Below are 12,238 nucleotides of genomic sequence, written 5' to 3'. Positions count from 1 at the left end.
GTTCTCACCTTGATCGGGCTGCATCTCCAGATCACCTGTAGGGCCGATCATGCCCGATTGCGGTTTTGTCGATTGACATAAGGCGCATCTTTTTTGACAATTTCCACATGAGCGAAGAAGAGCCGCGGCAAAGGCCGCTCGACGTCACCATCGTGCTCCTGCCGGAATCGTCGATCATGTCGCTCGCCTCCGTGCTCGATCCCATGCGCGCGGCCAACCGCGTCGTGCCGGAGCCGGTCTTCCGCTGGAAGATCCTCTCGCCGCAGGGCCGGCCGGTGCTCCTGACCTGCGGGGTGGAGATCCGCGTGGACGGCGCCTTTGCGGACGTTACGAGCGGCGATGCGCTGCTTCTCATCGCCGGCTTCAACCAGGATCGCCACGCTGACCGCGCCTTCGTTGCCCGGCTCAAGAAGGTGGCGCGCCGGTTCGGCATCGTCGCCGGCATCGAATCGGGCTGCTGGCTGCTCGCACGCTCCGGCCTTCTCGACGGGCGCGACGCGACGGCGCACTGGGAGGAACTGGAGGATTTCGCGGCCGCCTTTCCCGCGCTCAACGTGCGTGCCGACCGCTTCGTCACCGACGGGCCGCTCTGGACCTCGGGCGGCGCCTCGCCGACCTTCGACATGATGCTGCATCTGGTGCGCGCGCGCTTCGGCTCGGCGGTGGCGCTCGATGTGGCGAGCGTCTTCGTCTATGACGAGACCCATGCGGCGACGGATGCGCAGCCGCTCGTCTCGCTGGGCCGGCTCGGTGAGCGCGAGCCGGAGCTTGCCGCCGCCATCCGCCTGATGGAGCGCACCATAGACCGGCCCCTGACGGTCGCCGCGCTCGCCCGCCGCCTCGGCTTTTCCACGCGCAAGCTCGAAACGCTCTTTGCGAGCGGCCTCGGCATCGGGCCGGGCGCCTATTACCTGCGGCTCAGGCTGACGGCGGCGCAGCGGCTCGTGCGCGACACCTCGCTCTCCATCCAGGACGTGGCGCTGCGCAGCGGCTTCGACAGCCTCTCCGCCTTCTCCCGCGCCTTCCGCAACCATTTTGGCGCGAGCCCGCTGAAGCTGCGGGCGGAGCTGCGCGGAAAATGAAAAAGGCGGGCTCATCGCCCGCCTTTTGCGTCGTGCCGTCGGTCCGCTCAGTGGAGGATCTGGCTGAGGAAGAGCTTGGTGCGCTCGTGCTGCGGATTGTCGAAGAATTCGGCGGGCGAGTTCTGCTCGACGATCTGGCCCTGGTCCATGAAGATCACGCGGTTGGCGACCTGGCGGGCAAAGCCCATTTCGTGCGTCACGCACAGCATGGTCATGCCTTCCTCGGCGAGCGAGACCATGGTGTCGAGCACTTCTTTCACCATTTCCGGGTCGAGCGCGGAGGTCGGCTCGTCGAAGAGCATGATCTTCGGCTTCATGCAGAGCGAGCGGGCGATCGCCACGCGCTGCTGCTGGCCGCCGGAGAGCTGGCCGGGATACTTGTTCGCCTGCTCGGGGATCTTGACGCGCGTGAGGTAGTGCATCGCGATCTCCTCGGCGTCCTTCTTCGGCATCTTGCGCACCCAGATCGGGGCGAGGGTGCAGTTCTCCAGGATCGTCAGGTGCGGGAAGAGGTTGAAGTGCTGGAACACCATGCCGACCTCGCGGCGCACCTCGTCGATCTTCTTCAGGTCGTTCGTCAGCTCGATGCCGTCGACGACGATCTGGCCCTTCTGGTGCTCTTCGAGGCGGTTGATGCAGCGGATCATCGTCGACTTGCCGGAGCCCGACGGGCCGGCGATGACGATGCGCTCGCCCTTCATGACCTTGAGGTTGATGTCGCGCAGTACATGGAAATCGCCGTACCACTTGTTCATGTTGACGATCTCGACGGCGACGTCCGTCGCGGAGACCGTCATCTGCTGCGCCTGGGCTTGGTTGGCCATTCTTGTTTCCTCTCAGTTATCTCTTGTGGCTCGTGTCGAGCCGGCGTTCCACGAAGGCCGAATAGCGCGACATGCCGAAGCAGAAAATCCAGAACACGAAGCCGGCGAAGATCAGGCCCGTCAGCGGCGTGACCGGCGTGATCCAGCCCGAATCCCCAAAACTCGCCTTCACGATGCCGAGCAGGTCGTACATCGAGATGATCGTGACGAGGGACGTATCCTTGAACATGCCGATGAAGGTGTTCACGATGCCGGGGATCACGAGCTTGATGGCCTGCGGAAGCACGATGAAGGTCATTTTGTGGAAGTAGTTTAGACCAAGGGCATCGGCCGCTTCATATTGTCCTTTCGGAATGGCTTGAAGACCGCCGCGAATAACCTCCGCCATATAGGCGGACGCGAAGATCGACACGCCGATGAGTGCGCGCAGGAACTTGTCGATGTTGTTGCCGGGTGTCAGGAACAGCGGCAGCAGCACGCTCGCCATGAAAAGGACGGTGATCAGCGGCACGCCGCGGATCAGTTCGATGAAGAAGATGCTGGCCGTCTTCATGATCGGCATGCTCGACCGCCTGCCGAGCGCCAGCAGGATGCCGGCCGGCAGCGAGACCACGATGCCGACGAAGGAGATAATGAGCGTTACCATCAAGCCGCCCCACAGCGACGTCTCCACGTGCCGGAGACCGAAGCCGCCGATGAGCAGGAAGAAGGAGACGATGGGGAAGACGACGAGGAGCAGGAGGGCGTTGAGGCCCTTGCGCGGCACCTTCGGGATCAGGAGCGGCACGAGCAGCGCCACGAACATGGCGGCGACCAGCAGCGGCCGCCACAGTTCGTCGCGCGGATAGGAGCCGAACATGAACTGCACGAAGCGGTCGTTCACATAGGCCCAGCAGGCCCCGTTCCAGCCGCTTTCGAGCTGTCCGCCCTGGTCCACCGTCAGGCAGGCCGTGCGGTCGGCCCCCGTCCATACCGCCGAGATGAACAGCCAGTTGACGGCCTTCGGCACGTAGTAGACCAGCGCCGCCACGGCAAGGATCGTCAGGACGGCGTCCTTCCAGGTGGAGAAGAGATTGTTGCGGATCCAGGCGAATGCCGAGGAATTGGCCGCCGGCGGCTTTTCCGCCTCGAGGAAGTGATCGCGAATATAGCTGATGTTTTCCGTCATCTCAGCGCTCCACCAGGGCCATCTTGGCATTGAACCAGTTCATGAACAGCGACGTGATGAGGCTGATCGACACGTAGATGACCATCCAGATCGCGATGATCTCGATGGATTTGCCGGACTGGTTGAGGATGGTGCCGCCGACCGCGACGAGGTCGGCATAACCGACGGCCACCGCGAGCGAGGAGTTCTTGATGAGGTTGAGATATTGCGAGGTGAGCGGCGGGATGATGATCCGGAGCGCCTGCGGCAGCACGACGAGGCGCGTCGCCTGGCCGGGGCGCAGCCCCAGCGCATAGGAGGCTTCCGACTGTCCCTTGGACACGCCCCGGATGCCGGCGCGCACGATCTCGGCGATGAACGAGGCCGTATAGAGCGAAAGCGCGAGATAAAGCGCCAGGAACTCCGGCCCGATCACCATGCCGCCCTTCATGTTGAACGAGCCCGGCACCGGATAATCCAGGGTGAGGGGCGCGCCCACAACGACGAAGACGATGAGCGGGAAGAGGACGATCAGGCCGAGATTGACCCACAGCACCGGCGGGCGCTTGCCCGTTGCGCGCTGGCGGGCGTTCGCCCAGATCGTGAAGGCGATCGCCGCGACGACGCCGAGCGCGAAGGCCGCAAGGACGATGCCGAAGTTCTCTCCGAAGACCGGTGCGGGCATGTATATGCCGCGGTTGGAGATGAAGAAGGCCGCATCCGGGTTCTCCTTCACATGCTGGAAGATCGTGCGGATCGACGGCAGCAGCGCGAGGACCCCGAGATACCAGAAGAAGATGACGAGCAGCGGCGGGATGTTGCGGAAGATTTCCACATAGACCGTGCACAGCTTGGCGATCAGCCAGTTGTGCGACAGGCGGCCGATACCGACGAGGAGGCCGACGATCGTCGCCGTCACGACGCCGGCGGCGGCGATGACGAGCGTATTGATGAGGCCGACCTGCAAGGCCCGGAAATAGGTCGAATCGCTGGAATAGGCGATGAGACTCTGGGCGACGTCGAAACCGGCGCGACTGTTGAGGAACCCGAAGCCCGCCGTCATGTTGGCGCGGGCGAGGTTCTGGACGACGTTGTGCCACGCGTACCAGACGGCGGCGACGATCACCACGAGCGTGACGATCTGATAGACTGCGCTTCTCAAAGCCGGATTGTAGAGAAGAGATACCTTCGGCGGTTCGCCGGACCCTGTTCGGGCATCCGCAAGAGCCATGCATTTCCCCTGACGTGTTCTCGCCCTGTTTGCCGGGCGTTCTTTGTAAAGGGGAGGGTGGCGGGCCACCCTCCCGGAGCGATCAGGCCGTCGCTTAGCGGATCGGCGGGGCGTACTGCAGGCCGCCCTTCGTCCACAGCGCGTTGAGGCCGCGGGCGATCTTCAGCGGCGAGCCTTCACCGACGTTGCGCTCGAAGGATTCGCCATAGTTGCCGACTGCCTTGATGATCTGCACGGCCCAGTCCTTGGGCAGGCCGAGGTCGGCGCCGATGGTCGAATCGGCTTCTTCGCCGAGGAAGCGCTTGATGTCCGGGTTGTCGGACTTCTTCTTTTCCTCGACGTTCGCCTGGGTGATGCCGAATTCCTCGGCGGCCACCATGGCGTAGTGCGACCAGGAAACGACGTCGAACCACTTCGAATCGTTCTGGCGGACGGCCGGGCCGAGCGGCTCCTTGGAGATGATCTCCGGCAGGACCATGTGGTCGTCCGGATTGGCCATCTTCAGGCGGATCGAATAGAGGCCCGAGGCGTCGGTCGTGTAAGCGTCGCAGCGGCCGGCATTGTAGGCGGCATCCGCTTCGTCCTGCGCTTCGAAGACCACCGGCTTGAAGTCCATGTTGTTGGCACGGAAGTAGTCGGCGAGGTTCAGTTCCGTCGTCGTGCCGGACTGCACGCAGATGGAGGCGCCGGACAGTTCGAGCGCCGACTTCACGCCGAGCTCCTTCTTCACCATGAAGCCCTGGCCGTCATAGTAGTTCACGGCGCGGAAATCGAAGCCGAGCTGCGAATCGCGGCTGATGCTCCAGGTGGTGTTGCGGGCGAGAATGTCGATTTCGCCGGACTGCAGGGCCGGGAAGCGGTCCTTGGCCGACAGCGGCGTGTACTTCACCTTGGTGGCGTCGCCGAAGACTGCGGCCGCCACGGCCTTGCAGAGGTCGACGTCGAGGCCGGACCAGTTGCCGGCCGAGTCCTGCGCGCCGAAACCGGCGAGGTTGGAGCCGTTCACGCCGCACTGGACGAAGCCCTTCGCCTTCACGTCGGAAAGCGTGTCAGCCTGTGCCGCCGTTGCGCCAAGCCCCAGTACGGCAGCGCCGACCAGCGCCGTCACGATTTTTTTTGCCATCTTTTCACAACCTTTTTCTGTTGTCTTTGTTTTGTCCGTCGGCCCCGCTTCCCTACGGGCACACCCACGGAACTCGCCACCCTCCCGGCGCGAGGTTGCTTATCTCATGCTCAAATTGACGCAGGGTCAAGACACTGTGGCCATTTTCCGGCGACTGCCCCGAATTTGTCGGAATTTGCCGGACCGGGGCCGTGGAAAAGCCGGGGCTCCCACGGCAAGCGTGTCGGAAAAATCCGATAATTAACGTTTGAAGCGCTTTGGATGGCCTCTCATCCTTTCGTATGGGGGTTGACCTGCCGGGCCGTGTGGCGAAAAGTCGGCGGGCGGAAACCCTCCTGAAATCCCCTCACATTCCTCGGACAGGCCCCATGAAGAACAGAGACGAAATCCTCGCCGGCGCCGGCGTGAACACCCGCCTTGCCCATGCCGGAAACGATCCGGCGGACTATTTCGGCTTCGTCAATCCGCCCGTCGTCCACGCCTCGACGGTCCTGTTCCCCAATGCCGCGACGATGGAGAACCGCGCCCAGAAATACACCTACGGCACGCGCGGCACGCCGACGACGGATGCGCTGTGTGCGGCCATCGACGAGCTGGAGGGCTCCGCCGGCACGATCCTCGTTCCCTCGGGGCTTGCCGCCGTCACCGTGCCGTTCCTCGCCTTCCTTTCGGCCGGCGACCATGCGCTCATCGTCGATTCGGTCTATCATCCCACGCGCCATTTCTGCGACACGATGCTGAAGCGCCTCGGCGTTTCCGTCGATTACTACGACCCGGCCGTCGGTGCGGGCATCGAGGCGCTGATCAAGCCGAACACGCGGCTCGTCCATACCGAGGCGCCGGGCTCCAACACCTTCGAAATGCAGGACATTCCGGCAATCGCCGCCGTCGCTCACAGGCACGGCGCGGTCGTCACCATGGACAATACCTGGGCGACGCCGCTCTATTTCCGCCCGCTCGATTTCGGCGTCGACGTCTCCATCCATGCGGCGACGAAGTATCCGGCCGGCCATTCGGACATCCTCTTCGGCACGGTCTCGGCCAATGCTGCCAACTGGGAACGCCTGCACGACACGCAGATCACACTCGGCACCTGCGCCTCGCCGGACGATGCCTACCAGGTGCTGCGCGGCCTTCGCACCATGGGCGTGCGGCTGGAGCGCCATCAGGAAAGCGCACTGGAACTGGCGCGCTGGCTGGAGGGCGTCGACGATGTCGCGCGCGTCCTGCACCCCGCGCTGCCGAGCTTCCCCGGCCATGACCTGTGGAAGCGCGACTTCAAGGGGGCGAGCGGCATCTTCTCCATCGTCCTCGACGGCGGTGCGCCGGAGCGCCACAAGGCCAAGGCGCACGCTTTCCTCGACGCCCTCGGCATCTTCGGCCTCGGCTATTCCTGGGGCGGCTTCGAGTGCCTTGCCGTGCACGTCAACCTCTCCGACCGCCGCGTCGCCAAGGTGCCGCACGAGGGGCCGGTGCTGCGGCTCCAGATCGGTCTGGAGGACGTGAAGGACATCAAGGCCGATATCGAGCGCGGCCTTGCGGCTGCACGGGCCGTCTGAGCAGAGATTGCCCCTCATCCGCCTGCCGGCACCTTCTCCCCGCAAGCGGGGAGAAGGATGATGTGGCACGGTCTTCCGATCAATGAATGTCCGGGAAACCGGGGCGGCATAAGCCTTCGCCCCGCTTGCGGGGAGAAGGTCGCGGCAGCGGGATGAGGGGATTTCTCAATCCGGCGTGCGGTAGCCGTAGAGCCAGTCAAGGTCGCTGGCGAGGCTTTCCGGCCGGCGGAGCGACAGCACGAGGTTGCGGCCGAGCGCGAGCGGGCCGCGGGCATGGTAGGCGAAGCGGTTGAAGGCGCCGCGGCTGCGCACCTTCGCGACGCGTTCGCGGCGGTCCGCCTCGAAGCGGCGGAGGGTTTCCGAGAGGTTCCCGCCCGTCGCGAGCCGCTGCGCCAGAAGCGCCGCGTCCTCGATCGCCATCGCCGCGCCCTGCGCCGCGAAGGGCGTCATGGCATGGGCGGCATCGCCGATCAGCACGGTCTTGCGCCCGTCCGTCCAGGCCCCGTCCGGGCATTCGAAGAGCGGCCAGACCAGCGGGTCACGCGCCTCCGCCAGAAGCTGCCGCAGGCCCGCATGCCAGCCGGCGAAGGCGGCGGCGCGTTCGAGGTGAGCGGCCGTGTCGCCCCGCCGCAGCCAGCCGGATGCCGGCGCCTCGGCCTGCGCATGGATGGCGACGATGTTGAAGGCGTCGATCTCGGCAAGCGGATAGGCGACGAGATGGGCCTTCGGGCCGAGGAAGGCCGTCACCGTGCGTGGATCGAGGAAGGCCGGCGCCTTGCCGTAGGGCACCAGGAAGCGCCAGGCGACGTTGCCGGAATAGCGGGCGGGAAGGGCGCCGGGCATCGCGCGGCGAAGCGGCGACCAGACGCCGTCCGCGCCGATCAGCACGTCGGCGGGGCTCTCGGTGAGGGCGTCCTCGGCGGTTTCGATGCGCCGGCCGGTCGTCAGCGTGCAGAGCGGTTCGCGCCGGACGGCATCGAGCAGCACGCTTTGAAGGGAGGCGCGGTGGAGGACGCCATAGGGCGAACCCCAGCGATTGCGTGCCGCCGCGCCGGCCGGAACCGAGGCGAGGGGGGCGAGCGTGCCGCCCGAGGACAGGAGGATGTGGTCCGGCTCGCTCCAGCGGGCGGCGAGCGCATCGAGCAGGCCGAGACCGGCAAGGATGCGCGTGGCATTGGGGGAGACTTGCAGGCCGGCGCCGACTTCCTCGAGCGCGGGCGCCTCTTCCAGAAGGCGGACCGAAATTCCCTTGCGGGCGAGCGAAAGCGCCGCGGTCAGACCGGCAATGCCGGCGCCGACGATGGTTGCGGATCTAACGGGGGACATGATCGTGCGGCCTTCCGGCCGTCACGCCGCGACCTGGTTGGTGAAGATGCAGCCCGCCGGTTCCGTCTGGCTGGCCTTCAGCTTCGGATTGTAGCGGTAGAGGGTCGAGCAGTAGGAGCAGACCTTCTCGTTGTCGTCGCCCATGTCGATGAAGATGTGCGGATGGTCGAAGGGCACGGATGCGCCGACGCACATGAATTCCTTCACGCCGATCTCGATTACGCGGTGGCCGCCGTCGTTCTGGAAATGGGGAATGCTGTGCCCGGCCATGTCATGCTCCGTGGGAAATGCGTCGTCTTCGGCACGGACCATAATCGCCTTGTGATGAAATGTGTAGATGCAAAACCGCGCAGATGCAGGAGATTTCCGCCGCTGCGACGTTTTCTCCGTGGCCAAACGGCGCTATGAGCGGGGACCGAAAACGAAAGACGGCCCCGCGATGAACCTCGATCCCCCGCCCTTTTCCCGCTTCACCCACAATGGCCTGGAGCTTGCCTTTTTCGACGAGGGCGATCCGTCGGGCGATCCGGTGCTGCTGATCCACGGCTTTGCCTCCAGCGCCAGCGTCAACTGGGTGTTTCCCGGCTGGCTGAAGACGCTTGGGGATGCCGGCTACCGGGTCATCGCCATCGACAACCGCGGCCATGGCGCAAGCGACAAGCCGCACGATCCCGCACTCTACACCTGCCCGCAGATGGCCGATGATGCCGCCGCACTGCTCGATCACCTGGCCATCCCCGAGGCGCATGTCTTCGGCTATTCGATGGGCGCGCGCATCACCGCTTTCATGGCGCTCGGCCATCCGCACCGGGTGCGCTCCGTCGTCTTCGGCGGCCTCGGCATCGGCATGGTGGACGGCGTCGGCGACTGGGACCCTATCGCAGAGGCGCTGCTTGCGCCGTCGCTCGACGACGTGACGCATCCGCGCGGGCGCATGTTCCGCGCCTTCGCCGACCAGACGAAATCCGACCGCGAGGCCCTTGCCGCCTGCATCATGACCTCGCGGGACCTCCTGACGCCGGAGGAGGTGGGGCGCATCGACGTGCCCGCGCTCATCGCCGTCGGCACGAAGGACGATATCGCGGGCGCCCCCCAGCCGCTCGCCGACCTGATGCCGGACGCCCGCGCGCTCGACATTCCGGGCCGCGACCATATGCTCGCCGTCGGCGACAAGGTGTTCAAACGCGCCGTGCTGGAGTTCTACGCCGAAATCGGCGGCCGCTGACCTTCGATCGCCCGGCCATTTCGCTCGGGCGCCGTTTGCTCTATATTGGGCGGGAATGACGAGTAGGGAGTGCGGCGATGGTCGCGACGAATGAACTGCGGGCCGGCGACAAGCTGAAGGCGATGGACCCCATCTGGGACAGCCTGCGCGAGGAAGCGCGCCGTGCCGCCGAGGCCGAGCCGCTGCTGGCGGCCTTCCTCTATTCCACGGTGCTGAACCAGCGCTCGCTCGAAGAGAGCGTGATCCACCGCGTCTGCGAGCGCCTCGACCATCCGGACCTGCAGGCGAACCTCCTCTACCAGATATTCGACGAGATGCTGGACGACTGGCCGGAATGGGGCAACATCCTGCGCGTCGACATCCAGGCCGTCTACGACCGCGACCCCGCGTGCCTGCGCTTCCTCGACGCCGTGCTCTATTTCAAGGGCTTCCACGCGATCCAGACGCACCGCCTGGCGCACTGGCTCTACGACAAGGGCCGGCGCGACCTTGCGCTCTACCTGCAGAGCCGTTCCTCCAGCGTCTTCCAGACCGACATCAACCCGGCCGCGCGCATCGGCAAGGGCTTCTTCCTCGACCACGCGACCGGCCTCGTCGTCGGCGAGACGGCCGAGATCGGCGACAATGTCTCGATCCTCCACAACGTCACGCTCGGCGGCACCGGCAAGGAGGGTGGCGACCGCCATCCGAAGATCGGCGACGGCGTGATGATCGGCGCGGGCGCGAAAATCCTCGGCAACATCCATATCGGCCATTGCTCGCGCATCGCCGCGGGCTCGGTCGTTCTCAAGGCCGTGCCGCCGAAATCGACGGTCGCCGGCGTTCCGGCAAGGGTCGTGGGCGAGGCGGGCTGCAACGAGCCCTCGCGCGCCATGGACCAGCTTCTGGCCGCTTTCGATTACGATCTGTGATCGGGAAAAGTCGCGTTTCTTCGGAAAACGAGGGTTTACACGCCCCGGAGCAGGTGCGAGAAGCGCGGCAACCCAACCGTTACGGAGACATATCGTGAAGCCCGAAGAAATCAGGAAGCTCGAGGCCTACTTCAAACGCAATCTCAACAAGGAGATTGTCATCAAGGCCCGTCCGCGCAAGGACGAATCGGCCGAGGTCTATCTGGCGGACGAGTTCCTGGGCGTCATCTTCCGCGACGACGAGGACGGCGAGCTCTCCTACAACTTCTCCATGGCGATCCTCGACATCGACCTCTGAGAAACGGCATACGCCCTGAAAGAAAAAGGCCGGAGCATCCTCGATGCTCCGGCCTTTTCGTTTTGCAGGCCCGGCGGCAAGGCCGGGCCCGTCATAAATCGTCTCAGGCGGCCATCGCCTTCTTGAGGTTCTCGTCGATCTTGTCGAGGAAGCCGGTCGTGGAGAGCCACGGCTGGTCGGGACCGATGAGGAGCGCGAGGTCCTTGGTCATGAAGCCCGATTCGACGGTATCGACGCAGACGCGTTCCAGCGTCTCGGCGAAGCGTGCGAGCTCGGCGTTGTTGTCAAGCTTGGCGCGGTGGGCAAGGCCGCGCGTCCAGGCGAAGATCGAGGCGATGGAGTTGGTCGAGGTCTCCTCGCCCTTCTGGTGCTGGCGGTAGTGGCGCGTCACCGTGCCGTGCGCAGCTTCCGCTTCCACCGTCTTGCCGTCCGGCGTCATCAGCACCGAGGTCATGAGGCCAAGCGAGCCGAAGCCCTGGGCGACGATGTCCGACTGCACGTCGCCGTCGTAGTTCTTGCAGGCCCAGACATAGCCGCCGGACCACTTCAGCGCCGAGGCGACCATGTCGTCGATCAGGCGGTGTTCGTAGGTCAGCCTCTCGGCCTTGAACTTGTCGGCGAATTCCTCGTCGAACACCTTCTGGAAGATGTCCTTGAAGCGGCCGTCATAGGCCTTCAGGATGGTGTTCTTGGTGGAGAGGTAGACCGGCACCTTGCGCTGCAGGCCGTAGTTGAACGAGGCGCGGGCGAATTCGGTGATCGATTCGTCGAGGTTGTACATGGCCATGGCGACGCCGGCGCCCGGCGCGTCGTAGACCTCGTGCTCGATCGTCTGGCCGTCGTCGCCGACGAACTTGATCGACAGCTTGCCCTTGCCAGGGAACTTGAAGTCGGTGGCGCGATACTGGTCGCCGAAGGCGTGGCGGCCGACGATGATCGGCTTGGTCCAGCCCGGAACGAGGCGCGGCACGTTCTTGCAGATGATCGGCTCGCGGAAGATGACGCCGCCGAGGATGTTGCGGATCGTGCCGTTCGGCGACTTCCACATCTTCTTCAGCTTGAATTCCTCGACGCGGGCTTCGTCCGGCGTGATGGTGGCGCACTTGACGCCGACGCCGTGCTTCTTGATGGCATTGGCCGCGTCGATCGTCACCTGGTCGTTGGTGGCGTCGCGGTTTTCCATGCCGAGGTCGTAGTATTCGAGGTCGACATCCAGGTAGGGATGGATCAGTTTGTCCTTGATGAGCTGCCAGATGATGCGCGTCATCTCGTCGCCGTCGAGTTCGACGACAGGATTGGCGACCTTGATCTTTGCCATGGAGAGCCTCGTATTTTGTAGGGGCTGGGCGCCCCGGAGCGTGGACTTGAAAGAACCGCTTGGCCCTATAGCACTCACCGCGGGGAAGGCAAAGGCGACCTTGGAATGAGGCGGTTTATTTTCGCCGGAGAGCGGAATAAGTTTCGCCAAGATTCCGTTCCAGGAATGTCCGTCCGCAGGTCCGTCCGGGCCTG

At 64.8% G+C, this 12,238-nt stretch carries 12 protein-coding genes; 5 read left to right on the top strand and 7 right to left on the bottom strand.

What is annotated here, in order from left to right; translation table 11 throughout:
• Positions 1 to 107: 107 nt before the first annotated feature.
• A complete protein-coding gene (locus tag HNQ66_RS05970; protein WP_184141851.1) occupies positions 108 to 1,082 on the top strand; it encodes a GlxA family transcriptional regulator in 975 nt (324 codons plus the stop codon).
• A gap of 47 nt (positions 1,083 to 1,129) precedes the next feature.
• Here HNQ66_RS05970 and HNQ66_RS05965 read toward each other — a convergent pair whose 3' ends face one another.
• The 4 genes from HNQ66_RS05965 to HNQ66_RS05950 form a co-directional block, all read right to left on the bottom strand.
• On the bottom strand, positions 1,130 to 1,906 hold the full coding sequence (locus tag HNQ66_RS05965; protein ID WP_184141849.1) for an amino acid ABC transporter ATP-binding protein: 777 nt from the start codon (positions 1,904 to 1,906) through the stop codon (positions 1,130 to 1,132).
• Positions 1,907 to 1,922: 16 nt separating this feature from the next.
• On the bottom strand, positions 1,923 to 3,074 hold the full coding sequence (locus tag HNQ66_RS05960) for an amino acid ABC transporter permease (RefSeq protein ID WP_184141848.1): 1,152 nt from the start codon (positions 3,072 to 3,074) through the stop codon (positions 1,923 to 1,925).
• A 1-nt stretch (position 3,075) separates the two neighbouring features.
• The gene (locus HNQ66_RS05955) at positions 3,076 to 4,284 is read right to left on the bottom strand and encodes an amino acid ABC transporter permease (RefSeq protein WP_184141846.1); all 1,209 of its coding nucleotides are present in this window, start codon (positions 4,282 to 4,284) and stop codon (positions 3,076 to 3,078) included.
• Between the two features lie 94 nt (positions 4,285 to 4,378).
• Entirely contained in the window at positions 4,379 to 5,407 is a 1,029-nt protein-coding gene (locus HNQ66_RS05950; RefSeq protein WP_184141844.1) for an amino acid ABC transporter substrate-binding protein, read from the bottom strand.
• A 368-nt stretch (positions 5,408 to 5,775) separates the two neighbouring features.
• Between HNQ66_RS05950 and HNQ66_RS05945 the strand changes: the two genes are divergently transcribed.
• Positions 5,776 to 6,966: a cystathionine beta-lyase gene (locus HNQ66_RS05945; protein WP_184141842.1), complete on the top strand. Its 1,191-nt coding sequence runs from the start codon at positions 5,776 to 5,778 to the stop codon at positions 6,964 to 6,966.
• A gap of 165 nt (positions 6,967 to 7,131) precedes the next feature.
• Here HNQ66_RS05945 and HNQ66_RS05940 read toward each other — a convergent pair whose 3' ends face one another.
• Positions 7,132 to 8,292 (bottom strand): FAD-dependent monooxygenase, encoded by a 1,161-nt coding sequence (locus tag HNQ66_RS05940; RefSeq protein ID WP_184141840.1) that lies wholly within the window; start codon positions 8,290 to 8,292, stop codon positions 7,132 to 7,134.
• A 21-nt stretch (positions 8,293 to 8,313) separates the two neighbouring features.
• Positions 8,314 to 8,562, bottom strand: a complete 249-nt coding sequence (locus tag HNQ66_RS05935; RefSeq protein WP_184141838.1) for a zinc-finger domain-containing protein — start codon at positions 8,560 to 8,562, stop codon at positions 8,314 to 8,316.
• A 169-nt stretch (positions 8,563 to 8,731) separates the two neighbouring features.
• On the opposite strand from HNQ66_RS05935, the gene HNQ66_RS05930 reads away from it, so the two are divergent.
• The 3 genes from HNQ66_RS05930 to HNQ66_RS05920 all read left to right on the top strand — a co-directional run bounded on the left by HNQ66_RS05930 (position 8,732) and on the right by HNQ66_RS05920 (position 10,726).
• Positions 8,732 to 9,517: an alpha/beta fold hydrolase gene (locus HNQ66_RS05930; protein WP_184141836.1), complete on the top strand. Its 786-nt coding sequence runs from the start codon at positions 8,732 to 8,734 to the stop codon at positions 9,515 to 9,517.
• Positions 9,518 to 9,594: 77 nt separating this feature from the next.
• Positions 9,595 to 10,428 (top strand): serine O-acetyltransferase, encoded by an 834-nt coding sequence (gene cysE / locus HNQ66_RS05925; protein ID WP_184141834.1) that lies wholly within the window; start codon positions 9,595 to 9,597, stop codon positions 10,426 to 10,428.
• 94 nt (positions 10,429 to 10,522) lie between these two features.
• Positions 10,523 to 10,726, top strand: a complete 204-nt coding sequence (locus HNQ66_RS05920; protein WP_184141832.1) for a DUF3126 family protein — start codon at positions 10,523 to 10,525, stop codon at positions 10,724 to 10,726.
• A gap of 103 nt (positions 10,727 to 10,829) precedes the next feature.
• On the opposite strand, the gene HNQ66_RS05915 is transcribed toward HNQ66_RS05920, so the two are convergent.
• Complete coding sequence (locus HNQ66_RS05915) at positions 10,830 to 12,044, bottom strand: NADP-dependent isocitrate dehydrogenase (protein ID WP_184141830.1); 1,215 nt, start codon at positions 12,042 to 12,044, stop codon at positions 10,830 to 10,832.
• Between the last annotated feature and the right edge of the window lie 194 nt (positions 12,045 to 12,238).

This window comes from Shinella fusca (assembly GCF_014203155.1).
In the GTDB taxonomy this organism is placed as follows: domain Bacteria; phylum Pseudomonadota; class Alphaproteobacteria; order Rhizobiales; family Rhizobiaceae; genus Shinella; species Shinella fusca.
This window is presented reverse-complemented; position numbering and strand designations above follow the sequence as displayed.